This is a genomic window from Bacteroides sp. AF39-16AC, from assembly GCF_003602735.1.
Lineage (GTDB): Bacteria > Bacteroidota > Bacteroidia > Bacteroidales > Bacteroidaceae > Bacteroides > Bacteroides uniformis.
Map to the genome: position 1 here is coordinate 248,923 of NZ_QTLN01000003.1, position 26,004 is coordinate 274,926.

27 protein-coding genes are annotated in these 26,004 nt (G+C 44.0%); 13 read left to right on the forward strand and 14 right to left on the reverse strand.

Annotated elements, in window-relative coordinates; translation table 11 throughout:
• The first annotated feature begins 11 nt into the window (after positions 1-11).
• The gene (locus DW039_RS04800) at positions 12-1,022 is read left to right on the forward strand and encodes an ATP-dependent 6-phosphofructokinase (RefSeq protein ID WP_035447667.1); all 1,011 of its coding nucleotides are present in this window, start codon (positions 12-14) and stop codon (positions 1,020-1,022) included.
• Here the strand turns inward: DW039_RS04800 and rnc are convergent.
• The 3 genes from rnc to DW039_RS04815 are packed head-to-tail and all read right to left on the reverse strand — an operon-like array spanning position 981 to position 3,390.
• Entirely contained in the window at positions 981-1,859 is an 879-nt protein-coding gene (gene rnc / locus DW039_RS04805) for a ribonuclease III (protein ID WP_172679983.1), read from the reverse strand. The two genes, DW039_RS04800 and rnc, sit on opposite strands and share 42 nt — an antisense overlap.
• A gap of 7 nt (positions 1,860-1,866) precedes the next feature.
• Positions 1,867-3,132, reverse strand: a complete 1,266-nt coding sequence (gene fabF / locus DW039_RS04810) for a beta-ketoacyl-ACP synthase II (protein WP_005825984.1) — start codon at positions 3,130-3,132, stop codon at positions 1,867-1,869.
• 21 nt (positions 3,133-3,153) lie between these two features.
• A complete protein-coding gene (locus DW039_RS04815) occupies positions 3,154-3,390 on the reverse strand; it encodes an acyl carrier protein (protein ID WP_004291965.1) in 237 nt (78 codons plus the stop codon).
• 149 nt (positions 3,391-3,539) lie between these two features.
• Between DW039_RS04815 and purN the strand changes: the two genes are divergently transcribed.
• Positions 3,540-4,127: a phosphoribosylglycinamide formyltransferase gene (gene purN, locus DW039_RS04820; protein WP_034529165.1), complete on the forward strand. Its 588-nt coding sequence runs from the start codon at positions 3,540-3,542 to the stop codon at positions 4,125-4,127.
• Here purN and DW039_RS21200 read toward each other — a convergent pair.
• From DW039_RS21200 to DW039_RS04835, 4 genes are all read right to left on the reverse strand, one after another.
• The gene (locus tag DW039_RS21200) at positions 4,118-5,065 is read right to left on the reverse strand and encodes a sulfatase-like hydrolase/transferase (RefSeq protein ID WP_371682745.1); all 948 of its coding nucleotides are present in this window, start codon (positions 5,063-5,065) and stop codon (positions 4,118-4,120) included. The two genes, purN and DW039_RS21200, sit on opposite strands and share 10 nt — an antisense overlap.
• A gap of 26 nt (positions 5,066-5,091) precedes the next feature.
• Positions 5,092-5,970 (reverse strand): DUF3413 domain-containing protein, encoded by an 879-nt coding sequence (locus DW039_RS21205; protein WP_243635012.1) that lies wholly within the window; start codon positions 5,968-5,970, stop codon positions 5,092-5,094.
• Positions 5,971-6,086: 116 nt separating this feature from the next.
• Positions 6,087-7,130, reverse strand: a complete 1,044-nt coding sequence (pdxB, locus tag DW039_RS04830; RefSeq protein WP_120381756.1) for a 4-phosphoerythronate dehydrogenase PdxB — start codon at positions 7,128-7,130, stop codon at positions 6,087-6,089.
• A 46-nt stretch (positions 7,131-7,176) separates the two neighbouring features.
• Complete coding sequence (locus DW039_RS04835) at positions 7,177-7,392, reverse strand: hypothetical protein (RefSeq protein ID WP_229075254.1); 216 nt, start codon at positions 7,390-7,392, stop codon at positions 7,177-7,179.
• A 367-nt stretch (positions 7,393-7,759) separates the two neighbouring features.
• Here DW039_RS04835 and DW039_RS04840 point away from each other — a divergent pair, with 367 nt between their 5' ends.
• The 4 genes from DW039_RS04840 to DW039_RS04855 are packed head-to-tail and all read left to right on the forward strand — an operon-like array spanning position 7,760 to position 11,519.
• On the forward strand, positions 7,760-8,905 hold the full coding sequence (locus DW039_RS04840) for a glycosyltransferase family 1 protein (RefSeq protein ID WP_098031934.1): 1,146 nt from the start codon (positions 7,760-7,762) through the stop codon (positions 8,903-8,905).
• Between the two features lie 3 nt (positions 8,906-8,908).
• Positions 8,909-9,946, forward strand: coding sequence for a histidinol-phosphate transaminase (locus DW039_RS04845; RefSeq protein WP_022401857.1), 1,038 nt, complete (start codon positions 8,909-8,911; stop codon positions 9,944-9,946).
• Entirely contained in the window at positions 9,943-10,674 is a 732-nt protein-coding gene (locus tag DW039_RS04850) for an NTP transferase domain-containing protein (RefSeq protein WP_005825963.1), read from the forward strand. Before DW039_RS04845 ends, DW039_RS04850 begins: the two co-directional genes overlap by 4 nt.
• Positions 10,675-10,691: 17 nt before the next feature.
• Positions 10,692-11,519 carry a phosphorylcholine transferase LicD gene (locus DW039_RS04855; RefSeq protein ID WP_120381757.1) on the forward strand — a complete coding sequence of 276 codons (828 nt, stop codon included), beginning with the start codon at positions 10,692-10,694 and terminating at the stop codon, positions 11,517-11,519.
• A 21-nt stretch (positions 11,520-11,540) separates the two neighbouring features.
• Here DW039_RS04855 and DW039_RS04860 read toward each other — a convergent pair whose 3' ends face one another.
• Positions 11,541-12,458, reverse strand: coding sequence for a glycosyltransferase family 2 protein (locus DW039_RS04860; protein WP_005825959.1), 918 nt, complete (start codon positions 12,456-12,458; stop codon positions 11,541-11,543).
• 308 nt (positions 12,459-12,766) lie between these two features.
• On the opposite strand from DW039_RS04860, the gene DW039_RS04865 reads away from it, so the two are divergent.
• A complete protein-coding gene (locus tag DW039_RS04865; RefSeq protein WP_005833792.1) occupies positions 12,767-13,765 on the forward strand; it encodes a glycosyltransferase family 9 protein in 999 nt (332 codons plus the stop codon).
• Here DW039_RS04865 and hldE read toward each other — a convergent pair.
• From hldE to DW039_RS04890, 5 genes are all read right to left on the reverse strand, one after another.
• Entirely contained in the window at positions 13,746-15,176 is a 1,431-nt protein-coding gene (gene hldE / locus DW039_RS04870) for a bifunctional D-glycero-beta-D-manno-heptose-7-phosphate kinase/D-glycero-beta-D-manno-heptose 1-phosphate adenylyltransferase HldE (RefSeq protein WP_057087401.1), read from the reverse strand. The two genes, DW039_RS04865 and hldE, sit on opposite strands and share 20 nt — an antisense overlap.
• Entirely contained in the window at positions 15,173-15,661 is a 489-nt protein-coding gene (locus DW039_RS04875; protein ID WP_016272073.1) for a D-glycero-beta-D-manno-heptose 1,7-bisphosphate 7-phosphatase, read from the reverse strand. Before DW039_RS04875 ends, hldE begins: the two co-directional genes overlap by 4 nt.
• The gene (gene gmhA, locus DW039_RS04880; protein ID WP_057281889.1) at positions 15,654-16,235 is read right to left on the reverse strand and encodes a D-sedoheptulose 7-phosphate isomerase; all 582 of its coding nucleotides are present in this window, start codon (positions 16,233-16,235) and stop codon (positions 15,654-15,656) included. Before gmhA ends, DW039_RS04875 begins: the two co-directional genes overlap by 8 nt.
• A 36-nt stretch (positions 16,236-16,271) precedes the next feature.
• Positions 16,272-17,021, reverse strand: coding sequence for a lipopolysaccharide kinase InaA family protein (locus DW039_RS04885; RefSeq protein ID WP_005825949.1), 750 nt, complete (start codon positions 17,019-17,021; stop codon positions 16,272-16,274).
• A gap of 83 nt (positions 17,022-17,104) precedes the next feature.
• A complete protein-coding gene (locus tag DW039_RS04890) occupies positions 17,105-18,919 on the reverse strand; it encodes an LTA synthase family protein (protein ID WP_120381758.1) in 1,815 nt (604 codons plus the stop codon).
• Between the two features lie 261 nt (positions 18,920-19,180).
• Here DW039_RS04890 and DW039_RS04895 point away from each other — a divergent pair, with 261 nt between their 5' ends.
• The 5 genes from DW039_RS04895 (at position 19,181) to DW039_RS04915 (ending at position 23,898) form a co-directional block, all read left to right on the forward strand.
• Positions 19,181-20,245, forward strand: coding sequence for a CDP-glycerol glycerophosphotransferase family protein (locus DW039_RS04895; protein ID WP_117680846.1), 1,065 nt, complete (start codon positions 19,181-19,183; stop codon positions 20,243-20,245).
• 62 nt (positions 20,246-20,307) lie between these two features.
• Positions 20,308-21,273 (forward strand): glycosyltransferase, encoded by a 966-nt coding sequence (locus DW039_RS04900; protein ID WP_016272069.1) that lies wholly within the window; start codon positions 20,308-20,310, stop codon positions 21,271-21,273.
• Positions 21,274-21,302: 29 nt separating this feature from the next.
• Positions 21,303-22,187 carry a glycosyltransferase gene (locus DW039_RS04905; RefSeq protein ID WP_005833777.1) on the forward strand — a complete coding sequence of 295 codons (885 nt, stop codon included), beginning with the start codon at positions 21,303-21,305 and terminating at the stop codon, positions 22,185-22,187.
• A 59-nt stretch (positions 22,188-22,246) separates the two neighbouring features.
• Positions 22,247-23,083, forward strand: coding sequence for a glycosyltransferase family A protein (locus tag DW039_RS04910; protein WP_005833775.1), 837 nt, complete (start codon positions 22,247-22,249; stop codon positions 23,081-23,083).
• A complete protein-coding gene (locus DW039_RS04915) occupies positions 23,080-23,898 on the forward strand; it encodes a glycosyltransferase family 2 protein (protein WP_005833773.1) in 819 nt (272 codons plus the stop codon). The genes DW039_RS04910 and DW039_RS04915 overlap by 4 nt, the downstream gene beginning before the upstream one ends.
• A gap of 4 nt (positions 23,899-23,902) precedes the next feature.
• Here DW039_RS04915 and DW039_RS04920 read toward each other — a convergent pair whose 3' ends face one another.
• Entirely contained in the window at positions 23,903-25,006 is a 1,104-nt protein-coding gene (locus DW039_RS04920) for a glycosyltransferase family 1 protein (RefSeq protein ID WP_005833771.1), read from the reverse strand.
• Between the two features lie 118 nt (positions 25,007-25,124).
• Between DW039_RS04920 and DW039_RS04925 the strand changes: the two genes are divergently transcribed.
• Entirely contained in the window at positions 25,125-25,922 is a 798-nt protein-coding gene (locus tag DW039_RS04925; protein WP_005833769.1) for a DUF5672 family protein, read from the forward strand.
• Positions 25,923-26,004: the final 82 nt, after the last annotated feature.

The following is a 26,004-nucleotide window of genomic DNA, read 5'->3' on the forward strand; positions in this document are numbered from 1 at the left end:
ACAAAAATATCATGAGAATAGGTATTTTGACTTCAGGAGGCGACTGTCCCGGCATCAACGCTACCATTCGCGGTGTATGCAAAACAGCTATCAACCATTATGGAATGGAGGTAATTGGCATTCACAGCGGTTTTCAGGGGCTGCTGACCAAGGATGTGGAGTCGTTTACCGAAAAGTCCTTATCTGGTTTGCTGAACTTGGGAGGTACGATGCTCGGTACTTCGCGTGAGAAGCCCTTTAAGAAGAACGGCGTGATGTCCGACGTGGACAAACCGGCACTGATAGTGCGGAATATCAAAGAGATGGGACTTGATTGTGTGGTCTGCATCGGTGGAAACGGTACGCAGAAGACAGCCGCCAAACTCTCCGCTATGGGGCTGAACATCGTATCCGTGCCAAAAACAATAGACAATGACATTTGGGGAACCGATTTTTCCTTCGGATTCGATTCTGCCGTCAGTATTGCTACGGATGCCATCGACCGGCTGCACAGCACGGCCAGCTCGCACAAGCGGGTGATGGTGATTGAGGTGATGGGGCACAAGGCAGGTTGGATAGCCTTATACTCCGGTATGGCAGGCGGTGGTGACGTGATTCTGATTCCGGAGATTCCCTATAATATCCACCGTATCGGAGAAACGATTCTGAATCGGCTGAAGAAAGGAAAGCCTTACTCCATCGTGGTGGTAGCCGAAGGTATACAGACGGACGGGCGGAAGCGTGCCGCCGAGTATATCGCTCAGGAGATAGAGTATGAGACGGGTATCGAGACCCGTGAGACTGTGTTGGGTTATATTCAGCGGGGCGGCTCACCCACACCTTTTGACCGTAACCTTTCCACACGTATGGGCGGACATGCCACGGAACTGATTGCCAACGGGCAGTTCGGGCGGATGATTACCTTGAAGGGGAATGAAATAGCTTCTGCACCGCTGGAGGAGATTGCGGGCAAGTTGAAGCTGGTGACGGAAGACAATGACTTAGTTGTCCAGGGACGTCGGATGGGAATCTGTTTCGGCTAATTTTTCTTGTGGGGATTCTTCAACAGCTTCTGCCATGGGATTTTCTTCTGTGGAGGTTTCTGTTGCATGGTTTCGCTCCTTGGCTGCCTGGACTTCCTCCTTGAAAGCGGCATCCTTAATTTTTTTCAATGCCATCTGTGCCGCATTTTGTTGCGACTCCTTCTTGGAATAACCGGTGCCGGTACCTGCCGATATCCCTTCGATGCGGACTTCGGTGTGGAACATCGGATTGTATTCTTCGTCGAGAAACTGCTCGATAAGCTCGAATGACACCTCCATTTTGTTCTTCTGGCTCCATTCGATGAGTTTTGACTTGAAGTTGACCTCTTTGCGAGACATCTTGTCGAGGTCGATATAGTTTTTGAAAATCTTCTCTTCCATGAACTGCTTGCAGCGGTCGTAGCCCTGGTCCAGATAAATGGCGCCGATGAAGGCTTCGAATGCATTGCCGTACATGTAGCTGTTGTGGGATGAGGAGCGGGTGGAGTATTTCACCAGTTTGTCCAGTCCGATTTCCACGGCCAGTTTGTTGAGTGTTTCCCGCTGTACAATTTTGGAACGGGTATTGGTAAGGAAACCTTCGCGGCGTCCTTCGAAATGGCGGTAGACAATATCTCCTACAATGGCGTCGAGGATAGCATCGCCCAAGAATTCCAGCCGTTCGTTGTTGATGGGACGTCCTTTTTCGGAGCGCATGGAGATGGATTTATGCAGCAAAGCCTGCTGATAGACCTTGATGTCACGTGGAAAGAAGCCGAGAATTCTGTAAAAACAAAAATAAGACTCTCTATCCTTGCGGAACAAGAGCCTTATTTTATCTATTTGGTTACGTAACACGACCTTATTATTCTGCGTATTTCTTGAAAATGACACACGCATTATGACCACCGAATCCAAAAGTATTGGACAAAGCTACGTTCACTTCGCGCTTTTGTGCTTTGTTGAACGTGAAGTTCAGGTCATAGTCGATGTTTTCGTCGTTATCACCCTCTTCGTGGTTGATGGTCGGAGGAACAATGCCATTCTTGATGGCGAGGATGCTTGCAATGGATTCTACCGCACCGGCAGCGCCCAGCAAGTGGCCGGTCATGGATTTTGTCGAACTGATGTTCAACTCATACGCATGCTGTCCGAATACCTCTTTGATTGCTTTTGCTTCCGAAATATCACCTACGGGAGTAGATGTACCGTGAACATTGATATAATCTACTTCTTCGGGTTTCATTTCTGCATCTTCCAACGCATTCAGCATCACTAACTTGGCTCCCAAACCTTCGGGGTGAGAGGCTGTCAGGTGATGAGCGTCGGCAGACATTCCTACGCCGGCAACTTCCGCATAGATTTTGGCACCGCGTGCCTTGGCGTGTTCCAGTTCCTCGAGAACGAGACAACCGCCACCTTCACCCATGATGAATCCGTCACGGCTTGCGCTGAACGGACGGGATGCAGTTTCGGGAGAATCATTGCGGGTTGACAATGCATGCATGGCATTGAAACCACCTACACCGCAAGCGGCGATGGCAGCTTCCGAACCACCGGACACGATAACATTTGCCTTACCCAAACGGATGAGGTTAAACGCATCGGCAATAGCATTTGTGGAAGTGGCACATGCAGAACAAGTTGCGTAGTTGGGACCATGGAAACCATACATGATGGAAATTTGTCCGGCAGCAATGTCCGAAATCATCTTGGGGATGAAGAACGGATTGAATTTGGGGCCGTTTTCCTTACCGGTCAGGGCATAGTTGCCCGCCTCTTCTTCGAATGTACGGATGCCACCGATACCGGCGCCGAAGATGACACCGATTCTGTTTAAATCCTCATTTTCGACGTCAAGCCCAGAGTCACCTACCGCTTCTTTGGCTACTGCAATGGCATATTGTGTGTACAAGTCCATCTTGCGGGCCTCTTTGCGGTCTATATATTTGGTAGCATCGAAGCCTTTTACTTCGCATGCAAACTGAGTCTTGAAAAGCGATGCATCGAAATGAGTAATAGGTCCTGCTCCACTAACCCCATTCACAAGATTTTCCCAGAATTCGGGAACACTGTTGCCAATGGGAGTAATGGCGCCGAGACCTGTTACTACAACTCTTTTTAATTCCATGTTATAAACGAATGGATAAGATTACTTAGCGTGTTCTTCGATGTAAGATACAGCATCACCTACAGTACCAATCTTTTCAGCCTGGTCATCGGGAATAGAGATACCGAATTCCTTTTCGAATTCCATGATAAGTTCTACAGTGTCAAGAGAATCAGCTCCCAGGTCGTTAGTGAAGCTAGCTTCGTTAGTAACTTCTGATTCTTCTACGCCTAATTTATCGACGATAATCGCTTTCACTCTTGATGCAATTTCAGACATAACTTTAAGTTTTTAATTAATAATTAGTTTTATTTCTTTAAATTTGCGGTGCAAAGGAATGAATATTTATCATTCCTCGCAAATATTTGATGAATTAAATGCACCTTTTTGCACATTTTTCACGGTTTTGTGCAGTGATTGGAGGGATTATGGGAAAAAATATCGCAGTTTTAGCGTCGGGAAGTGGTACGAATGCCGAGAATATCATCCGTTATTTCCGGGAAAAAGGTTCGGCACGTGTGGCTCTGGTTTTGACTAACCGGCAGAATGCGTTCGTTTTAGAGCGTGCCAAGGGGCTGGGAGTGCCTTGTGCCTGGTTCGCCAAGAGCGATTGGGAAAGTGGAGAGCTTGTTTTGTCGACGCTTCGAGAGCATGATATTGATTTTGTGGTATTGGCAGGATTCCTGGCACGTGTGCCGGACAATATTCTGCATGCTTATCCCAATAAAATGATAAATATACATCCTTCGTTGCTGCCCAAGTTCGGTGGAAAGGGAATGTACGGCGACCGTGTGCACGAGGCAGTGATTGCTTCCGGCGAAAAGGAAAGCGGTATTACCATCCATTATACGAATGAGCATTATGACGAAGGCGGCATTATCTGCCAGCAGAAATGCCCCGTATTGCCGGGCGATACGCCGGAGGAGCTGGCGCAACGCATCCACCGGCTGGAGTATGAATACTATCCGAAGGTGATAGAGGAGTTGGTGGAAGGCCTCTCTCCCAGTTATTTATAGAATCGGTTAAGGGAGAGGATGGCCTCGTTCAGCTTACGGTTGTCTATCTTGTAGTTTTCCAGGGGATTCAATGCACTGTCGCTGATTTCTATATGTCCGGAAGGGTGTTTTTCCAGAATAGTATGATTTTCTACGATAAAGGCATGATTGAGATTGTCGCCCACGATATGCCAGTTCCGTGGACAAGTATCGGTTATTAAATGCCCCATACTGTAATCGGAAGACGGATTGGTTACACCCAGCACTTTATTCATTAGGGTTGGTGCAAAATCATAGTGCGTGGTACGGTGATGGTAGGTATGTGGCTGTTCTCCCGGTTCATATAATAGGAAAGGGATATGTGTTTGTACCGGTGAATAATTACTGCCGTGTCCCCAATAATTTTTATGATTCTCATTGAATTCTTGTCCATGGTCTCCGGTAATGATGACCAGGGTATTGTCTAGCAGTTTCTTTTCCTCAAGTTTGTGGAGGACGCATCCCACCAGTGAGTCGGCTTCTGCCACGCAGTTGTAGTAGAGGTTCAGGAAAGGAGTAGGGTCTATGTCGTTGTTCAGTTTCATATAGTCGGCGAACTCCCAGGACGGTTGGAAACGATAAAGCTTGTCCTTCGGCACTTCATATCCGTGTGCCAAATCATAGAAGAGAAAGGAAAAGAAAGGTTTTGTACCGCTGCCCAGCGTATCGAGTGCTTGCAGATAATCTGCTGTAATACGGCAGTCGCGGTCATAAACGGTTTTTCCTTCGGTATGGGTACGCAAGTCGGGTACCTTTGAGAAAAGTATTTTGGCAAATGGCGGGTTGACGATTGTAGCACTGGGATAAATACCTATCTGATAATTCTGCTTCAATAGTTCTTCTATGAGCAGGGGCTGTATGCCCGACACCTCAAAATCGGTCCAGTAGATGGATGAGAGACTGAAGAAAAGCCCGAAGATACTTCCACGTGTGCCATTGCTGCTGCTTAGATGGGAGGTGAATCTGCTGAACTGTCGGCAAAGTGGCTGATATGAGGTGTAATGTCCTGGTTAAAGGCGCGGTAGTTCCATGAGTCTATGGCTATCAGCACTACATTCTTGGGGTTGGAATGGACTTCGTATTTCAAAGAATCTATCGGATAGTTGAGGTCAGCAGACTGCTTTTTGTTGTTGAAGTTCATTTTAATGACATCCTTGGATGAGACCACTCCTAACTTCATCATCAGGCGGGTTGCCGTAAGCGGGAAGTAATAGGGCAGGCAGGGGGCGCTGCGAATCACTGAAGTCTTTTGCGCTACAGCGGCATAGGCATGATAAAAGTTAGAGAATAGTGCAAACAAAATCAGAGTGGCAAGTACAGGACGGAAGCCACAGCGGTGAAAGCGGGTATAACAATGGCCTGCAAGTATTCTTAGCAAAGTATTGGCGGCAAATATACCCACTAATACTCCTGCAATCTTCAGATAAAGCCAGAAGCTGAATGTGAAAATCTCACTGTTGCCCTCTCCAACCAGGAGATTCAGTACAAAACCATTGATATGGAACTTGTAAAGACTGTACACACTGCCGTCTATGTAAGCAAGTATATTGAGTAATGATACAAGAATAATGTGTGTGATGGCGGCGGCTTGATGGCGCCGGACGGTAATGGCTACGATTAAGGATATGATGTAAGGAATAAGTGCCCACAAGGCGGCATGTGAGCAAGCGGCCGTTATATAAAACATCCAGCCTCCCACGTCCATCATGGCGAGCCGGGGACTGTGAATCAGATAAAACAGAAATTGTATGGCAATCGTCAGAGTTGAAATTGCATAAAAAATAAATCCTTCACTGAGTGATTTCTCTAACTGTATTTTTTGCATTGATATTGTAATGTTTTGCCTATAGTTTCCTCTGATTCGGCATTGATAGTAAAGGCGTGAGGAGCTTATATAGTGACGTCTTTTGTATTATCGGGCTGTATTTCTAAATGTATGTGCTACTTTGGGATATAAGTGTAAGCATCTTTTTCTCTTCGTAGCGGGTAGTCTCCCCGCAATTTTTCAAATTGTTCGGGATGTGTTTTCAGTGCTTCGCTGTCCCTTCTCGGGTCATACATTTGCAGATATGCTTCTGCCAGGCTGTCGGCGGTAATAATCGGGTTCCGGGGTTGGGGGGGAGCGATGCGGTAGTCGGCTTTGATGTGAAAGAAACGGCAAAGGGCATCCAGGGACATACGGGTGGCATTGGCTTTTCCGTCGGCTGAATAACCGGCTATATGGGGAGTTCCAAGGAACACTCTCTTTAATAAGGTAAGATTGATATCAGGCTCATTCTCCCATACATCAATGATGGCATCGGAAATCAGTCCGTCTTCTAAGGCATTCAGGAGCGCATTGGTTTCAATCACCTCTCCACGTGAGGTATTGATAATGACGGGACAGCGTTTTAATGACCGGAAGAAAGTATGGTCTGCCAAATGGAATGTTTTGTATGGCCCTTCCTTATATAAAGGTACGTGGAAGGTGAGGATATCACATTCTGCTGCGAGTGCTTGCAAGGAACTGAAATCGCTCTCTCCTTCCTTGTCTTGCCGGGGCAGGTCATTCTTCAGGACACGCATGCCTAGTTCTTGCCCTACTTGGGCTATTTTGCTACCCACATTGCCTACGCCGATGATGCCTAATGTCAATTCGGACAGTTGTACTCCTTTGAGTTGTTGCAATAATAGTAAGGCTGATTGCACGTATTGGGCTACGGATGCTGAATTGCATCCGGGGGCATTGGTCCAAGCGATGCCTGCTTCACGGCAATATTCCGTATCTATATGGTCGAAGCCTATGGTGGCGGTAGCAATGAAGCGGACTTTACTGCCTTCCAGCAATTCCTTGTTGCAGCGGGTGCGGGTACGTATAATCAGTGCATCGGCATCTTTTACCAACTCCGGAGTGAAGTCTCTGCCGGGAGTATAAATCACGCTGTCGGCTATTTTTTCGATGGCTTCTTTAATGAAAGGTATTTTGTTGTCAACAATGACTCTCATAATGCTGCTGTTCTTTTCGACGATTTTCCATCGTGCGAAGATACGACTAATCCGTCAAAGTGGCTAAGTAATGCCCGGAAAATAATTTGACTCTTTCCGTTTTTAAGTTTGCATTTCTGCCCTCACCGCTCTCACTCTTTTCTTCAACTTCCCTATTCATCGGCATTGCAGGGGTGGGTGAGAGCAATCGAAAAGGGTGAGGGTAAATTTTGCTCTCACCCGTGTTTTCTTCCGTTCCGTATCCTTCTTTCTTCTGTTGCATCCTTTTCATTCTTTCGTTTTACTTTTGGATTCTTCAGCAGCCCACGTTAGTGAGCCGTAATGTTCACTTGAGTGAACTAAATAGCTCACTAGTGTGGTTGAATTGGTTCATAACAGTGGGCCGATGATGAATAAAGTAGTTTTCGGGAAGGAGATAAGGTGTTTGAAGGATAAAACAATGGGCCAGTACGGATTGAACAATGGGGATGTGCCCGATTCCGTACTTGGTTTTTGTAACAGACAGCAAGTGATTGCTCATCTCTATCTTATGTTTTATAGGTGAATTTGTGTTTTTGTCAAAAAAGGAAAGCGAAATAGACTGCTATATGAGGATTATCTTGTACATTTGCAGCTGAAACTTTTTAGAGATGAGAATAGGATACGACGGAAAACGGGCTGTGCAGAATTTTACGGGATTGGGCAATTACAGCCGGTATGTGGTGCAGTCATTGTCAGCCTTTGCTCCGGAAAACGAGTATTGGCTGTATGCTCCGGTACACCGTGAAAATCAGCAACTCTCGTCGATGGTGGCCGAAAGCCGGGGAACGGTATCGGTACATTATCCGTCTTATTGGCTCTGGAGAGGAATGACTTCGTTGTGGCGTGTGGGAGGCATACGCAGGACTTTGAAACGGGACAACATACAGCTGTTCCACGGACTGAGTAACGAACTTCCCTTGACCATCCATCGGGTACGGGAAGTAAAGAGTGTGGTGACTGTTCACGACCTTATTTTCCTGAGACTTTCACATTGTTTTTCGTTGGTCGACCGCTTGATTTATAACTACAAATGCCGCTATGCATGCAAGCATGCAGACCACATCATTGCTGTGAGTGAGTGTACCAAGCGTGACATCATACATTATTATGGAATTCCTGCGGATAAAATTTCCGTTATTTACCAAGGGTGTAGTTCTCTGTATGCCTGTCGTGTCGGTAAGGATAAGCGCAAGGAGGTGATGCGGAGTTATCGGTTGCCCGAACGCTATATCTTGTCGGTGGGCACCATTGAGGAGCGTAAAAATGCGCTGGCCATTGTGAAGGCTTTGGAGTATCTGCCCGATGAACTGCATTTTGTTCTGGTAGGGAGACCCACAGCCTATATCCATCAGCTGAAAGAGTTTATGACAAAAGCCGGATTGCAAGACAGAGTACATTTTCTGCATGGTATCCCTTCGGACGATTTACCTGCCATTTATCAGTCGGCCGAGACTTTTGTATACCCATCCGTTTACGAAGGTTTTGGCATCCCTATTCTTGAGGCTTTGCATTCCGGCATTCCGGTGGTAGCAGCAACCGGCTCTTGTCTTGAAGAAGCGGGGGGGGAGCATTCATTGTATGTGCGTCCCCATGATGTGGAGGGATTGGCGGCAGCGATTGCCCGTACACAAGAGCCTTCTTTGCGTGCCACCATGATTGAGGAGGGGCTGAAGTGGGCACAGCGTTTCACGGAGGAGCAGATGGCGCGTGAGACGATGGAGTGTTATCGGAAAGTATTAACAAAAGAAACCTAAGATATGAATTATTTGGACCGCAATGAGTTTAACTACGCACCTTCGCAAGAGGTGGTGGAGGCTCTGAAGAATTTTGATATAAACAAACTCTGTTTCTATACCCGTATCTACGACGAAGGCAAGAAGAGCATTCTGTCCGTTTATCTGTCCGAGACTTACGGAATCGATGAGCCGCAGGTGCTGTTGGGTTATGGTGGAGAAGATATATTGAAACAAGCAGTCCACTATTTCCTGACCCAAGAGGATGGGAACAAGACGATGCTCATTCCTAAATTCTCGTGGTGGTACTATAAATCCATTGCTGATGAAGTGGACGGGCATACGTTGCAGTATCCATTGTATGAGGATGGCAATACCTTTAAATATGATTTCGCTGCCATGAAAGAGATGGTACAGCGTGAGAATCCCAAGGTCTTATTAATCGCTTCGCCCAATAATCCCACCGGTAACGGTCTGACCCCTGCAGAATTGGACGCTTTGTTGGCTGAGTTGCCCGTAACAACCATCGTTTTGGTGGACGAAGCCTATGCCTCTTTCGTATCTACTGATACGGACTATATTAAAATGCTGGTTGATAAATATCCCAACCTGATTATTTCACGCACGCTTTCCAAGTTCTACGGATTGCCCGGATTGCGCATGGGGTTTGGGTTTATGAGTAAGGAGTTGGCCAACTTTGGCAAATACAGCAACAAATATCTGGGTTATAACCGTATCTCTGAGGATATTGCTATTGCCGCACTGAAATCGGATGCGCATTACCGGAATATAGCACGGCTGATGAATGAGAGTCGCGCCTGCTTTGAAGCGGAGATAGGGACGTTGCCTGGTTTCAAGGTATATGAGTCGGTGGCGAACTTTGTCCTTATAAAATATCCGATTGTCTTGAAAGAACGCTTACAGAAAGCTTTTGCCGACGAGGATTATAAGGTGAAGTTCATGAATGAACCAGACATCAATACCCATTTGCGTATTACCTTGGGGCGTCCTGAACAGAACCGTATTGTCATTGACACCATTAAAAAAATTGCATTACAATGAAAGCGGTTATATTGGCTGCAGGGATAGCTTCGCGTTTGCGTCCGTTGACTGATACCACTCCAAAATGTCTGTTGAAAGTTGGAGAGCGTTGTTTGCTGCAAAGAGCCTTTGATGCATTGCTGCAGAATGGCTTTCGGGAGTTTGTCATTGTCACCGGTTATAGACAGCAGCAGATTGTGAACTTTCTGGAAGCTCATTATCCGGCATTGGAGGTTACGTTTATCTATAATGAGAAATATGCTTCTACCAATAATATCTACTCTTTATGGCTTACACGGCCTTATGTAGATAAAGAGGACATTCTGTTGCTGGACAGCGATATCCTTTTTGACCCGCAGATTGTAGCCAAGTTGCTTGGATATGGTCAAGCGGATGCGTTGGCTCTGAACCATCATACATTGGGGGAAGAGGAAATCAAGGTAATAGCGGACAATGATGGCAAGGTGTTGGAAATCAGTAAGACGTGCTCCATATCCCGAGCTATTGGCGAGTCTATTGGCATCGAGAAGATGTCTGCCGCTTATACAGAAGCGCTTTTCCGGGAATTGGAGGTTATGATTACCAAAGAAGGTTTGGATAATATCTTCTATGAACGTGCTTTTGAGCGTCTCATACCACAAGGACACTCTTTCTATGCGCTTGACACTACCGAATATTTTTCTGTGGAGCTTGATACGGTGAATGACTTTGAACAAGCACAGCGGTTGATTCCTTCACAACTTTATTAATTAATGGGCTGATTTTTATGGCAGATTATGATATACGTCCTTTGCAGCTTCGTATTTTGAAGATATTGCTTGCTGTGGATAAAGTTTGTAAAGAACATGGTTTGCGCTATTATATAATGGCCGGTACTATGCTTGGTGCAGTCCGTCATAAGGGATTTATCCCTTGGGACGATGATTTGGATATCGGTATGCCGAGGGCTGATTATGATTTGTTGATGTCTCATTCCAAGGAGTGGCTTCCCCAGCCTTATGAGGCTGTCTGCGCAGAAAATGATCCGAATTATCCATTACCTTTTGCCAAGATACAAGATGCGGATACGACTCTTATCGAGCGTATGCATTTGAAATACTTGGGAGGTATCTACTTGGACGTATTTCCATTGGACGGTGTACCGCAAAGCAACCTGAAACAGAGGATTCATTTTGCCCGGTATGAATTTTACAAGCGGGTGCTCTATTTTATCTACCGCGACCCTTATAAGCATGGGAAGGGTCTCGGCTCATGGTTGCCGCTGCTGTGCCGGAGACTTTTTACTACTGCCGGCGTACAGAGGAGTATCAGAAATGTGATGACCACCTATGACTTTGACAAGTCTTCTTTAGTTTGTGATTATGATGACGGTATGCGCGGCATCATGCCCAAGGCAGAGCTGGGAGCTCCGACTCCCGTTTCGTTTGAGGGCGAAACAGTGTGGGGAGTACAAGATTATGACGCCTATCTGACCCGAAAATATGGAGACTACATGGTTATACCGAAACAAAGCGGGCAGAGACAGCATAATTTCCACTATTTGGATTTGGATAAGCCCTATTCTTCACAAGAAAGTTCCAATTCTATTTTATAATTTTGCTCTTTTAGGGAAATGTTAGACAAATGTTTTTTTCCAAAATTTCCATAAGGGACCGAAATCTTTGGTTAATAAATAAAATATGGCTTTTAGGCGGCCGCGTATTAGGCTTATTTTGAATCTATTTCCTGTTTTGAAAGTTCCTATCTTTTGGGATTTGAAATCTTTTCCTTTGTAAGTGAAAACTTTGCGGAATGTGGATGAAGTCATGCCCCATTTTAATAGAAATTGCATTTGACCACAATTCTTGCGTATGCGGGTAGTTGATTTTGTTTCAAAATGATAGATGCGACTGGCTTGTAGCCCTTTCATGAATCTGACTCCACACATATATAATTTTGCGGTGAAATCTGGGTCGCTGTACATTCCGGGTGAGTATTCTATACTATAACCGCCTACTAAATCCCAAATGTCCCGGTGTACGATATTGGGAGGAATGGTAGCTCCCATCCAGTCGTTTATTTTGTAGTTCATGTATTCTTTCAGTAATTTATCTTCTTGAAAAGTTTCGATACTGTCTCCATAATTGGCTAAGATGGTTGATGCGCTTTGTGTATGTGGTTGTATTGATGTAGCTGAAAGAAAGAAATAATTGTCAGACAGTTTTTCTATTTCGTCATAGAGAACCTTGTCCCAAAAAGGGAGTACATACATATCATCATTCAAAAATAGAATATAATCAGTTTTGACTTTAGTGCGCATCATATTCATAGCAAAACATACTCCGATATTCTGCTCAGAATGTGTGTAATCAATACCTGCTTTTTTTATCCACTCTAAGGTTCCGTCACTTCCATCGTTTACGTGTACAATGATTTGGTGATTGTAGTAAGAGTTTCTTTGGATACTTTGTATGCATAGTTTTAGGAAAGCAAGGTTATTCCATGTAGGTATAACGATTGAAAATAATCTGTTTTGAGATTTTATAGCTGTCATCTTTTGCTAATTGAGAAAATAAGTACAAAGATATTTATATAAATGGAGTTTTTGATTATAATTACTTGAAAACATTTATATTTTATAATATGCAAAAACAATATTGGTGTGAAATATACTGTTTTATGAGTGATATATAATACCTCTAGATTTCTTGTAGACAATAGTTTGGACTTGGATTGAATTTTTATGTTTGTGTTTTGTGTAGGCTGATGTTCTATATTGTATGATTAGCCTATATCGCTATTTGCGAAACTTGAATTAAGTTATTACTTTTGTGCCGAATCAGCAATTCTAATAAATTTGTTATGACCAAATTCTTAATTATCCGTTTCAGTTCGATAGGGGATATTATCCAGTGTATGGGAATTATCGGTGGAATACGTGAACGGTTTGCAGATGTGGAAATTCATTGGATTACCCGGAAAGATATGGTGGGGACCTTGTCGATGGATGGCAGGATTGATAAAATCTGGGCGTTTGACAAGGAGACCGGACTTGCCGGATTGTTGAAGATGGCGGCTGATTTGAGAAAAGAGCATTTCGACTACATTTATGACGCTCATAGTAATATCCGTTCCAACATATTGAAGCTGATAGTGTCTCCATTGCCTTTTGTGAAACCTTACGTTGCTTTGCGGAGCAAAGAGAGAGGCAAACGCTTTTTGTTGTTTAAACTGGGAATCAATCATTTCGACAAGCCTTTCAGGGGGATGGTGTCTTTTCAGAAACCATTGAAGAAATGGGGAATTACGCATTTTCCGGACAACTATCACGACTGGCATTTCCCGGATGAAATACGTAGCAAGTATGAGAACTTTGTAACCAAAGATATGATTACATTGGTGCCGTCTGCCAACTGGGAAATGAAACGCTGGCCCGTTTCCTATTGGAAAGAATTGGTTGCCCTTCTTCCTGAGTATAAATTTGTTATTCTGGCTGGTCCGAAGGATACTTTCTGTGAGGAAATCAGAAGTGCTGCACCGGAACGGGTAGTTAACCTTGCGGGACAAACCTCATTGATGGAGTCTTCTTACATAGTGTTGCGTTCCAATCTGGTAATCAGCGCTGATACGGGTTTTATGCATGCCGCTGATTTGTTCCGTGTTCCTGCTTTTGCCTTGATGGGACCTACGGCCTTCGGTTTCCCTACGGGACCTACGGTGGAAATACTCGAAACAGCCCTGCCTTGCCGTCCGTGCACCAAAGACGGACGGGGTAAATGCAAGCTGGCTGTTTATCAGAAGTGTATGGTGGATATTACCCCCCAACAAGTCGCTGAAAAGATTATTGCTTCTCTTGGTTGATGGCGCCTATAGTCTTTGTAGTGGAATAACCGTCTACGAAAGGGATAGTTACTGTTTCTTGGGCGTACTCCCTGCCTACAATGTTTTCTATGGCATAGTCGCCACCTTTTACCAACACGTCCGGTGCAACTGTTTTGATGAGATTCAGAGGGGTATCTTCCGTAAAAATCACTACGTAGTCCACTGCTTCCAAGGCTGCCAGGACTGTGGAGCGGGCGCTTTCATCATTGATAGGGCGCGATTCCCCTTTCAGACGTTTTACTGAGCTGTCCGAATTCAATCCTACGATAAGTACGTCCCCCAGTCTTTTGGCCTTTTCCAGATAGCACACGTGTCCTTTGTGCAGAATGTCGAAGCAGCCGTTTGTGAATATGATTTTGCGCTCCTGCGCACGCAGTTGTTTTATAGTATCTGCAAGTTGGGAAATAGGAATAAGTTTGCTGGCCGGTTTCCCGATTTGTAACTCGTCCTGCAACTCTTTGAACAGAATGGGACTGGTGCCTATTTTCCCGACTACAATGCCAGCCGCTTTATTGGCAAGATAAATGGCATCTGCAATAGGGATACCGGCTGCCAGCGCAGCTGCTAAAGTTGCCACGACAGTATCGCCTGCACCTGAAACGTCATATACTTCCCTTGCTTCGGTAGGAATGTCCTGCGAGGCATCGGGAGCTATGTATGACATGCCTTTTTCGGAACGTGTCACTAATAGAGAAGTAAGGTTATACTCCTTCAGTATCCGGTCTGCTGCGCTATGGATTTCTTTATCCTCATTTCTCACATCCACTCCCGAAACAGCCGAAAGCTCTTTCAGGTTGGGGGTGATGATGGTTGCGGAACGGTATTTCTCCCAATTTGTCCCTTTGGGGTCTATAATGACCTTCTTCCCTTGCCCGGCAGAGGCGGATATAACCTGCTGGCATACTGTATCATTGCATACTCCCTTGCCATAATCCGAAATCACGACAATGTCCACTTCGGGGAGTGCACGCTTCACGGCATCCAGCAGTTTCTGCTCAGTCTCTTCGTTCAGGCATTCATTTTCTGTTTCAAAGTCCAGCCGTACTACTTGCTGGCTGTTGCCTATTACGCGGGTTTTGGTGATGGTTGGGTGTTCTGTATGAAACAGTTCGTTTCTGATACCCAAATCAGCGAACATCTCCTGCATTGTGTTTCCGTTGTGGTCGTTGCCAAGCAGGCTGACGACATACGGCGAGCAACCCAGTCCCAACAGATTTCTTGCAACATTGGCCGCTCCTCCCAATACATTGTAGGTACGGGTGACACGGACCACTGGTACGGGGGCTTCGGGAGAAATCCTTTTCACGTCCCCTATATGGTAAGTATCCAGCATCACGTCTCCGATAACGAGTACCTTCTTTCCCTTTATACTGTTTAATTCTGTATTCATAATAGGTTGTTTTTTAATTGGTTGGCCCAATATAGAAGTGAATGCTCAGAGGTGACCCGGAAGGACTTGACACCACTTCTTTCGCCGCATTCCGTATCCGATTTCTTATCTCCGAACATATAGGATTGGGATGGGTCGATTTCATATTTCTTCATCGCTTCCGTCACCATGAAAGGAGAAGGCTTACGGCATTCGCAATGTTCTTCCGGAGCGTGAGGGCAAGTATAGAAATCGTTCAGTATAACTCCATGTTTTTCCAGCTCTTGGGCGAGTGCTCGGTTGAACTGTTCGGCGTCCTCCAGTGTAAAGTAGCCACGTCCAATACCGGATTGGTTCGTGATGACAATCAGCAGATAACCCAATTCTTGAAAAATACGGAGTGCTTCGGCTACACCGGGCAATAATTCAAGCTCTTGGGTCTTATAAACGTAGCCGAAATCAACATTGATGGTACCGTCCCGATCAAGGAAAATCGCTTTATTCATGGGAGAACAGTTTATTGTCAACGATGCCGCACAAGATATGTCCGATGGTAATGTGCACTTCTTGAATCCTGGCAGATTCGGCGTGCTGTATAATCAGCGGGTAATTGCAAAGTTCCTTGCACCTTCCTCCATCCCTTCCCAGGAGCCCTATGGTGGTGATGCCCATAGATTGTGCCTTCTGCAAGGCATGCTCTACGTTGGGAGAGTTGCCGCTGGTAGAAAGGCCTATCAGAATATCACCTTTCGTTCCCAAGGCTGCTGTCTGCCGTTCGAAGACGCGGTCGAAGCCATAATCATTGCTGACTGCGGTCAGGATGGAAGTGTCGGTTGTCATGGCGATGGCGGGCAGGCCTTCCCGTTCGGTCACGAAACGTCCGACGAGTTCGGCAGCGATATGCTGGGCATCGGCTGCACTGCCGCCGTTACCGCAAAGCAAGACTTTGTGCCCTTGTCGAAGGGCTTGTACTATCAGATTGCCGACGGTTTCGATGTCGGTAAGCATTTGCCGGTTGTTCAGGATATTTTCTTTGAGCCTGATACCTTCTTGGATGGACTGGGTGATATAATCTTGCATAGTTTTCTAATCTCGTTGGTACAAAGATACGACATTTCAGAAATGAAGCTTGCTTTTGACGAAATTTTTAAATTGTCTTTGCTTTCTCCATTTCAGTCTGCTGAAGAGAGTGAAGAATATGCATTCTTCAATATCGAATCCTCTTTGCTCGGCATATAGAGGTATTATTTTCATGAAGTCATCGGCGGGAATACCCAGTTGGCTGAAGGCATTCATGGACATTCTGATACCGGGTACTTTACCGAGCTTCAGGCGGTTGATGTCAATGAGGGCGAAGTGATATTTGCCGTTTGTCTTCCGGTAAAATATATTCTTGGGATTATAGTCCAGTGGCAAGACCTTGTTCAGATGTAATTGGAGAGTGAAGTCTACGAGGTCATGTCTTAGCCGTTTTTTCTCTTCTTCCTCCATTTCCGTACCGAACATATCCGTAACAAGCGGGTAGGGGAGGTATTCGGAAATAAAGTATCCGGTGTGGAAGAAACCATTCTTTTTGATTTCTATATAAGCTACCGGAGGGGCGGTCTCTATTCCCCGTTGCAGAAAAAGTTCTGCATATTCAAAGGCGCGCTGCGCTTTGCTTTTGCGGAACCAAGTGTAAATGAGGCAGTTTATGAGGGCAGGTCTTTTGTATTTCTTGATTACGAAGTCCTTGTCTCCGAACCGCACTCTTTCGACTGTGTTCCTTCGGTTACAATAAACCTCTTCCCGTTCATATTCTTCCGATGGGATGGCTCGGATATAACTCTCGTAGGCGGCATAGTGCGGATGAATATGTACCTTCATTGCTTTTATTTACATTTTACTTCTTTTGAACGGTGCAAAGATAGTGCAAACCGAAAGCAGAACAAAATGAACTTGTTCATTTTTTATTTTGAGGTGCCGCCTATCTTCGCTTTTGAGCAAAGATAATCAAAATGTATCATCTGGTCGGAAATATCGTATGCTTTTTTGGCGAACTCGGCTTCTGCCGGGGTGGGCTCTTCACCTACCACCTCCATTTGGGGGCTGATGGCGAATCCTTTCTTGCATGGGTCGAGGATACTTTGGCCCAATCCGCTCCAGTAGTAATCATCCAGTTGGAGCAGGTTCAGTAAGGTGGGGTACATATCGATTTGTCCCATCACTTTATCATAACGTATGCCTACCGGAGAGTTTACTATGATGAAAGGGGTGAATGTCTTGTCGGATACGATACCCTTGCCACCGGGGGCGTTACACAATTCTTCACGGTAGGTAGCCAGTCCTTCGTGGTCACCGGTGATGACGATAAGGGTCTCGTCGTATTGTGGGAGTGTTTTCAAGTACTCCACGAATTTTCCTATCGCCTTGTCCGTATAGCGTGCAGTGGTCATATAGTCATTCATTTTCTGTGGAATGGCCGGAGAGAAATGAATCTCTTTCAATTCTTCAGGCAATTTGAAGGGAGCATGGCCGGAGTAGGTCACCAGCTGCATGTAAACATTCTCCCCCTTCTTCCAGATTTCCCCCTTCTCTATTTTTTGGCTGCATTGCGCCAGGAAGGAGCCGTCTCCGGTACGTTTGTGCGTGCCAAAGGCTTCTGTCAGTTCAAAGTCATGATAAGCAATGATGGTGTCGGTCCCGAAACTGTAGGCTATGACGCCTTGGTTCCAGGTCGATACTTTATCAATGGTCAGGAGGTAGTTGCGCGAGTTCTTCTGCTGATGCATGGCTTTTTGCAGGGTTCCGTAGGTGTGGTCAGGATATTGGCTGCTGTATGTGCCGCTGTTGATAGGCAGCATACCGGCGCAAAGCAACAGCTGTGCATCAATGGAACGTCCTCCTTTCACTTGCGTCAGTACGTGGGGGGCGTATAGGGTGGTGGAGTCTTGCAGCAGTTTGTTGAGATATGGGGTAATCTCTTGCCCTTCCACTTCCCTTTCGAGTACCCAGCTTTCCAAAGATTCTGCCAGGATGACGATGCAGTTGTTGCGGATTCCGATACGTCCGGCCAAAGGGTGATGTCCGGGTTTCTGGCTCAGCCACTCCTTTATCTCTTGCTGTATCTGTGGGGTGGCCTCCTGCTTCTGGTTGATGAGGTCATAGCATAGGCTTCCGAAGACGGTATACATGGAAGTGGTGCTTGCACACAGATAGGCTTTCTGGCGGACGGTGTTGTATGCTTCCTTGAATCCTCCTTTGGCCAGGGTGGTGATGGTAAACAGCAGAATACCGATTCCCAAAGCTCCTCCGTAATACTTGTATGATGTTCTTCCGGCGGTATTTCTTTTGTAATGCCAATAAAGGGGGATACTGGCAATGGTAGATAGAGGGAAGAAGATGTCGTACCAGCGGAAAGAGTCGTAAACGCTTCCGGTGAAATCGGCGAGGTTTCCAGAAAGTCCATAGCTGTTAAGTGGGATGGCAGTATAGTAGGTGCGGAAATACATTAGGTTGACAATCAGTAGTATATCCAGCAAAAGCATGATGACTATTTCTGTTTTCCAGAGCCGGAAGAACTTATAGGGGGCGAGAAGTACGAGGGTGGCTATTATCTTGGTTGCATAGAACTCGATGGTAGAGAATGAAGCGAATGTGGTGGGGATGCTCCAGATGAAATCGAATAGCAGGAATTTGAAAAAAATGGTGATTCCGAACAAAAGAGTCACTTTATCTGTTGCCCCTTGTTGACTGTCGGAGCAATGAAAAAGGTTTCTTCTCATAAAATAGTATTTTTAAAATATTGGGGTGCAAAGATAGATATTTTAGAGAAGAAAAAGCTTCATAAACAGCAACTTTTGGAGGAAAATTGATAAAAGTCATTTTTTTTTCCGGATTGATGCAGTATATAAAGAATTCTTGTATTTACTTTGCAGACGTTTAAAGCAAAGAAAGCAAAACTGTTACAAACTAAGGGCTGGATTTTATTGTTCTATTGGTAATTTGAGGTGACGATTGTGTCGTTGCCGTGATATTTTGAGTGTATGAAGAAGCATTATTTATTTTTCGTTTCGGTAGCCTATTCCTATCCTATACTTCGCCCGCTTCAGGACGAAATCAGGCGTAGAGGAGACGATGTTGCATGGTTTATCGAGCCAGACTGTCCGGTTCTGTTGAATCAAGATGAAAGGTGGCTTCAATCTGTTCAGGAAGTGATGGATTATCAGCCTATTGCTGTTTTTGCACCGGGTAATTATATTTATGATTTCTTCCCGGGAGTGAAAGTTTCCCTTTTCCATGGCTACCCCATCAATAAGCGTGGCGATGAAAAGGATGACCATTTTTCTGTTCGTGGATGGTTCGATGTCTATTGCACGCAAGGAGAAACGAGCACTCTTCCTTTCAAGGAACTTGAGAGGAAATACGGCTTCTTCAAGGTATACGAAACGGGCTGGTGCAAGGCGGATACTTTCGTGAAAGAACGTGCGCACACTCCTCATAATGCACGTCCGGTAGTTTTGTACTCTTCTACGTTTACAAAAAATATAACTTCTGCTCCTCATCTGTTTGATACCATCAAGAGACTGGTGCGCGAGAAGAACTGGGATTGGATTATTTCGTTCCATCCGAAATTCTCGGATATGGAAGTCCTCAAGAAATACAAGGAACTGGCTGCTTCCTGCCCCAATATTACTTTCCACGAGAGTGGACTTGTTGATGCCAAGCTGCTAAACAGTGCAGATGTACTGTTGTCCGATGCTTCGTCTGTGATTGTCGAGGCAATGATGTTGGACAAACCGGTTGTGACCTATTGCAACACCATGCCGGGAGCTCATTTGCTGAATGTCACTGACACGGATGCTGTAGAGGGAGCGATAGAAAAGGCCATTTCCCGTCCGGCGGAACTGATGGAACGGATGCGTGCTTATGTGCACAAGCATGAAGCCCATCTGGACGGTGAGTCCTCTTCACGGGTACTGGATGCCGTAAACAACTACATCTGGTATTTTCAAGGTAAGACCAGAACCAAGCCCTGGAATCTGGTGCGTAAGTTTAAATTGCGATGGCGGGTGGGTTATCCGTTGATGGCCACTTTGCGGTTATGGTAGGCGATAGATAATCTGTCGGCCTATTTTTTTGTTTTATAAAGTATGAAATCTGCATAAATTTTATGGATAATTCTCCTATGGTGAGTGTAATACTTCCCAATTATAATCATGTTGTTTATTTGAAAGAGAGGATTGAAAGCATCCTCAATCAAACCTATCAGAACTTTGAATTGATTCTGCTGGATGATTGTTCTGCGGACAATAGTTGTGATATTTTGAATGCCTATAAAGAACATCCAAAAGTTTCGGCATTAATGTTGAATGAAAAGAATACAGGCAATACTTTTCTTCAATGGGATAGGGGCATTCGCCTTGCTAAAGGAAAGTATGTTTGGATTGCAGAAAGTGATGACACTGCCGATATTCATTTTTTGGAGGCAACAGTTGCCGCATTGGAGTTGAATCCAAGTGCAATAATGTGCCTTACTGGTTCCATTCTGATAGATGGACAGGGACAAAGGATGAAACGTAAGAGCCGTGACCGTTGGAAAGAAACCGGAGAAGTGAAAACATTCGATGGCAAAGAATATGTAAAACATAATCTGTTATATAGGAATTATGTGTATAATGCCAGTATGGTGCTTTTCAAGAGGGAGGTTTACGATAAACTAGATAAGTCCTTTCAGCAACTTCGCTGTGCGGGTGATTGGCAGTTCTGGGTAGAAGTGGCACAGGAGGGGAAAGTTGTAGAGGTACGCCGGAAATTGAATTACTTCCGGCAACATACCAATAAAGTAACCAGCAGGTCTAAATATACAGGGGAAGGAATGTTCAATACGATAGATGTGATGTCGTATATGTTTTCTTGTACAGACGTTGGCTGGTATAGAAAATGCTTGGTGAGGGGAGAGTGTTATAGACTTATAGCGAAACTACCGGTTTCACCGGACATCCGTGCCCGTCTGTATGTTGAGGCAAGAGGGAAAATGGGGGTTCTGCCAGTACATTACTATCTGGAACGTATAAATAGGATATTAGCATTTGTGATTCCTTTTCTTCCTACTCATAGAAAAGATAAATTCAAATAAAGGTACATTATATAAAAGAGGATATAAGAATGCTGTCAATTATCATTTGCTCTATTTCACCGGAACGATTGCAAGAAATCAGCCAAAATATACATGCTACTATTGGAGTGGAACATGAGATTATCGCTATAGATAATCGGGAGAAGTGCTGGTCTATAGCTCGCGCTTATAATGAAGGTGCTCGGCAGGCTCGCTATCCTTATTTGTTTTTCGTCCATGAAGATGTGAAATTCCATTCGCAGGATTGGGGGACGGTTGTTGCTGAGAAGTTGGCGGAACCGAGTTGTGGAGTAATAGGTTTTGCAGGAACTAAAATAATGTTCGACTGCTATTCGGGATGGATGCAGCATCGTCGTTTTGCTTGTACTTCTTATTTACAAAAAAAAGGAAATGTGACGGCATTCACTGGGTTCAATGTGGTACAAGGAGAGTGGTTTGCGGAAGTTGTAGCAGTGGACGGTTTCGGAATGTTTGTCCGAAAAGAGGTATGGAAGGCATATCCTTTCGATGAAAAGATGCTGACTGGATTTCATTGCTATGATGTTGATTTCTCTTTACAGATAGCTGTAAGCAAACGATATAGGAATTATGTTTGTTGCTCACCGGAAGTTCAAGTGGAACATCTCTCGGAAGGTAATTATAATCGCAACTGGTGCCAAGATACGGTCAGGATGTATAATCGGAAATGGAATGTTATTTTGCCGATAAAGATAGATGACCTTTGTCTTACTAAAAGGGAGATGGAAAGATATAGAGAAAAGAGCTTTAATCGTTTCTTGCAAAAATCTTTTAAAGTTGATTTCCCTGAGAAGAAAGAAGTTTTGATGGCTTTTTTGTCTTATCCTTTTTCTTTAGAACATTTGTTGCATTGTATTTCGGGAGTATATAGATATTTAGTAGGGAAAGATTCTTAACTTTGTAAATTGATTATTGTCATCTGCTAAATAATTTAGATAAAATATAAACATATTGTATGGACGCATTAAATGAAAAGGGTATGGTGTCTGTTATTGTACCTTGTTATAATCAAGCCATTTATTTGCCCGAAGCCTTGAACTCTTTATTGGCTCAGACTTATCAGTGCTGGGAAGCGATAGTTGTGAATGACGGTTCGCCTGATGAAACAGAAAAAGTGGCATTGGAGTATACGCGGAAAGACTCAAGAATTAAATATGTATTCAAGGAAAACGGAGGATTGTCTTCTGCGAGAAATAAAGGTATAGAATTGGCTCAGGGAGAATTTATATTGCCGTTGGATGCAGATGACATTATACATCCGGAGTATATGGAAAAGGCGATGGAGGCATTCGAGGACAATCCATTCCTGAAACTGGTATTTTGTCGAGGAGTTTTTTTCGGAGTAAAAAATAAGGTTTGGAATTTGCGTTATGAAGGGTATGAGGAGTTGCTTCAGAGAAATCATATTTTTTGTTCTGCTTTTTTTAGGCGCAGTGATTGCATGGCCATTGGCGGCTATGATGAGAATATGCGGAAAGGACACGAGGATTGGGAGTTCTTTATCAGGTTGTTAGATGAAAATAGTCTTGTGTATCAGATACCCTCTCCACTCTTTTATTACCGTGTCAAGGAGCAATCTATGATAACTGCGGCAAAGCAGGCCGATGTATTTAATGAAACGGAGTTTTATATCTATTCAAAACACAGAACCCTTTATGCTTCCTTTTTTGGAGGCAGTGCATTGCACATCATTCGCGAACTGCTTTATCTGCGCAAGAAGCGCGAGGCGCATAGAAATAAATGGTATAGAAGATTTTTCCGTCAATATATAAAAGGACTTTTTCACAAATGAAACTATCTGTCATAACTATCAACTATAACAATGCTGAAGGACTGGCCAAGACAATGGACAGTGTTTTCAGACAGCGCTTTTCTGACTTTGAATATATTGTCATAGATGGTGGCAGCACTGATGGCAGTAAGGACTTGATTGTGAACAATCAGGATAAAATTGCTTATTGGTGCTCTGAAAAAGATTCGGGCATATATAATGCCATGAATAAAGGCATCCGGGAGGCATCTGGAGAGTATTTACTTTTTTTGAATTCGGGTGATTTTCTTCATGACTTTGCTGTATTGGAGGACATTCATCCTTTTTTGTCGGGCGAAGACATTGTTTACGGGGATTTGCTTTTTGTACACGGCGATGGAAAGGAGGATTTGTTTGTATACCCGGATGTCTTGAGCTTTGAATATTTTTTGGAACGCTCTTTGGGACATCCTGCTGCTTTTATAAAGAGAGCATTATTTGAGGGGTGCCTTTATACGGAGACGCTTAAGATTGTTTCTGATTGGGAATTCTTTGTGAAGAAGATAGTGCTTGAAAGCTGTTCTTATAGACATGTCGAGAGGGTGATAAGTATCTTTAATATGCAAGGCATCAGTTCTGTCTCTTTAAGTCTTTGTGAGGAGGAAAAGAAATATATCCTGCAGGGAATATTTCCTCCCATGATACTCGACTCTTTGCAGTTGGCTGCTTGCCTGAAAAAGCAGCCTTTGTTTGAACTTTTCCGTGAGATGAGCAAGACACACCGTTTCCAGAAGAGGGTAAAGCCTGTCCTGACCTTCTTGCTGAAATTGAACAACGCTTTCTCTATGCGGAAATGAATGGTCAGAAGACTGCTTTTGCTACTTTCCGGTAGACAAGTTCGGTTTGGCGGGTTGCCTTTTCCCAAGAGTAAAGTTTAATCCTTTCTTTGCCGGCAAGTATAAGTCTGGTGCGTTCAGCTTCGTCGTATATCACACTTTTGATAGCTTCTGCCATCGAAGAAACAGAGAATGGGTCGAAATATGCCGCTGCATTTTCGGCAATTTCAGGAAAGCAAGAGGCTTGGCTCAAGGCTACGGGGCAGTTGCAAGTGTAGGCTTCTAAAATAGGGATGCCGAAACCTTCATAATAAGATGGATATACAAATAGCAGAGCACGGTTGTATAATTCTTTCAGATGCTGGTCGTTGACCGAAATTTGCAGTGTATGCGGAGCGATGCCTATACGTGATATTAATTCTGATTCAGCCTTTGAAAACGGTTTGCCTGCACATATTAGATGTAGATGTGCATCTGTTTGATGGATTATACTGAAAGCTTCTGCTAATCGTTGGAAATTTTTGTAGGATGTCCGGTCACCAACAAACAAAATGTATCTTTGGGGAAGATGTAGATTAGGCTTGCTTATAGTGGATTGTAGACTACAACCGTGGTAGATAACGTCTATTTTTTGAGGGGATATGCCTAATGTTTCTATGATATCTTTCTTGGTATGTTCGCTAATGGCTATAATGTGATTGGCTTTTGTGATAATTTCTTTCTTCTGTTGAATAATGGATATGGAGTCTTGAAACAAGTCTGGATATTTTTCATAGGTCATGTCGTGTACGGTTATCACAAAAGGATTATTGCCTATTTGCTTAAGAAAAAGGGGATTGTAATATGTCGGATGATAGACAAATGGAGCGTGTTTCTGCATCAGCTTTAAGATTAGTTTGGCGTTGCTTTGATACAGTTTCTGTTGATGATACTTAAAGAACAAATGGGGGATGTAGATACCGTGTCTCTTGATTTTACTATTCAATAGATAATGATTTTCTGTATAGCGTACTGCAATATCGTAATTAAACTGTAAATTGGACATGATTTCACAGAAATAGCGAGAAATGCCGCCGAATTTCTGCTGGTCGAAAATTTGTGAATCATATACTATAAAGGGCTGCTCCATGCTTGTCTATATATTGTAATACGATGCAAAGGTAAAGGAAAGTTTTGAAGTTCTGTGATTGAAATGATTTTTATATCTTTTATATTGTGTATTTTTGTGCCCTTCAAAGTTATAGTGTATGGATAAAAAAGATATTGTAGTAGTAGTGCCTATTTATTTACCTGCTCTATCAGAGATGGAAGCGGTGTCGCTGAAACAGTGCTTGGATATTTTGTCTGATTACTCCATAGTGATTATTAAGCCTGAAAATCTGGATATTTCCAATATACAATCTCAATTTTTACTCCCTAAGGTAATATCTTTCCCAGACAGATGTTTCCAAGGTATTGAAGCTTATAATCGTTTAATGCTTGACGTGGCTTTTTATAGAACTTTTTCGAGCTATACTTATATGCTTGTTTATCAATTGGATGCTTATGCGTTTAAAGACGAATTGTTCTTTTGGGCTTCACTGGGGTATGATTATATTGGTGCGCCGTGGATGCCGCACCAAAGAAAATATTGGAGGTTTCCTACTCGTTTCGTCTGGTTTGTCCAGCGTTGCTTCTGGAGTATTTTCTATCCTAAGAATCTGCGCAGAATGAAGTATTGTTGGTTTCATGTTGGTAATGGTGGCTTTTCTTTAAGGAAAATCAGTAAGATGATAGCAGTTACAGAGCATTACAAAGCTATAATTGATAAGTGCATGGCAGACAGTAATTCTTTTTTCCCCGAAGATGTCTTTTTGCTTTTGAATACTCATGATAAAGAAGTTCATTTGAAACGTCCTTCTTACAAATTGGCTATGAAATTTGCAATTGAGCAAATTCCGGCATGGTCATATAGGGCAAATGGATGCCAGCTCCCTTTCGGCTGCCATAATTGGACGCATCCTGAGATGCTCCCTTTTTGGTCTCAATTCATAAAGCTCGGTTAAGGAGCATGACCGCATGATTTCTTCCGGTGTGGTTTGCTCTTTCCTTGGACCTTGTTTGGTGCTTGGTTTGAAAACAGTATGA

Bases quoted from the DNA above. Each gene is read 5' to 3' on its own strand.
- DW039_RS04925 (WP_005833769.1), top strand. From the start codon at position 25,125: ATGGATAAAAAAGATATTGTAGTAGTAGTGCCTATTTATTTACCTGCT.
- pdxB (WP_120381756.1), bottom strand. From the start codon at position 7,130: ATGAGAGTCATTGTTGACAACAAAATACCTTTCATTAAAGAAGCCATC.
- DW039_RS04910 (WP_005833775.1), top strand. From the start codon at position 22,247: ATGGACGCATTAAATGAAAAGGGTATGGTGTCTGTTATTGTACCTTGT.
- DW039_RS04840 (WP_098031934.1), top strand. From the start codon at position 7,760: ATGAGAATAGGATACGACGGAAAACGGGCTGTGCAGAATTTTACGGGA.
- DW039_RS04865 (WP_005833792.1), top strand. From the start codon at position 12,767: ATGACCAAATTCTTAATTATCCGTTTCAGTTCGATAGGGGATATTATC.
- DW039_RS04855 (WP_120381757.1), top strand. From the start codon at position 10,692: ATGGCAGATTATGATATACGTCCTTTGCAGCTTCGTATTTTGAAGATA.
- DW039_RS04835 (WP_229075254.1), bottom strand. From the start codon at position 7,392: ATGCAACAGAAGAAAGAAGGATACGGAACGGAAGAAAACACGGGTGAG.
- gmhA (WP_057281889.1), bottom strand. From the start codon at position 16,235: ATGCAAGATTATATCACCCAGTCCATCCAAGAAGGTATCAGGCTCAAA.
- DW039_RS04890 (WP_120381758.1), bottom strand. From the start codon at position 18,919: ATGAGAAGAAACCTTTTTCATTGCTCCGACAGTCAACAAGGGGCAACA.
- purN (WP_034529165.1), top strand. From the start codon at position 3,540: ATGGGAAAAAATATCGCAGTTTTAGCGTCGGGAAGTGGTACGAATGCC.
- DW039_RS04895 (WP_117680846.1), top strand. From the start codon at position 19,181: ATGAAGAAGCATTATTTATTTTTCGTTTCGGTAGCCTATTCCTATCCT.
- DW039_RS04845 (WP_022401857.1), top strand. From the start codon at position 8,909: ATGAATTATTTGGACCGCAATGAGTTTAACTACGCACCTTCGCAAGAG.
- fabF (WP_005825984.1), bottom strand. From the start codon at position 3,132: ATGGAATTAAAAAGAGTTGTAGTAACAGGTCTCGGCGCCATTACTCCC.
- DW039_RS21205 (WP_243635012.1), bottom strand. From the start codon at position 5,970: ATGCAAAAAATACAGTTAGAGAAATCACTCAGTGAAGGATTTATTTTT.
- DW039_RS04800 (WP_035447667.1), top strand. From the start codon at position 12: ATGAGAATAGGTATTTTGACTTCAGGAGGCGACTGTCCCGGCATCAAC.
- DW039_RS04885 (WP_005825949.1), bottom strand. From the start codon at position 17,021: ATGAAGGTACATATTCATCCGCACTATGCCGCCTACGAGAGTTATATC.
- DW039_RS04860 (WP_005825959.1), bottom strand. From the start codon at position 12,458: ATGACAGCTATAAAATCTCAAAACAGATTATTTTCAATCGTTATACCT.
- DW039_RS04905 (WP_005833777.1), top strand. From the start codon at position 21,303: ATGCTGTCAATTATCATTTGCTCTATTTCACCGGAACGATTGCAAGAA.
- DW039_RS04900 (WP_016272069.1), top strand. From the start codon at position 20,308: ATGGATAATTCTCCTATGGTGAGTGTAATACTTCCCAATTATAATCAT.
- DW039_RS04850 (WP_005825963.1), top strand. From the start codon at position 9,943: ATGAAAGCGGTTATATTGGCTGCAGGGATAGCTTCGCGTTTGCGTCCG.
- DW039_RS04875 (WP_016272073.1), bottom strand. From the start codon at position 15,661: ATGAATAAAGCGATTTTCCTTGATCGGGACGGTACCATCAATGTTGAT.
- DW039_RS04815 (WP_004291965.1), bottom strand. From the start codon at position 3,390: ATGTCTGAAATTGCATCAAGAGTGAAAGCGATTATCGTCGATAAATTA.
- hldE (WP_057087401.1), bottom strand. From the start codon at position 15,176: ATGAATACAGAATTAAACAGTATAAAGGGAAAGAAGGTACTCGTTATC.
- DW039_RS04915 (WP_005833773.1), top strand. From the start codon at position 23,080: ATGAAACTATCTGTCATAACTATCAACTATAACAATGCTGAAGGACTG.
- DW039_RS04920 (WP_005833771.1), bottom strand. From the start codon at position 25,006: ATGGAGCAGCCCTTTATAGTATATGATTCACAAATTTTCGACCAGCAG.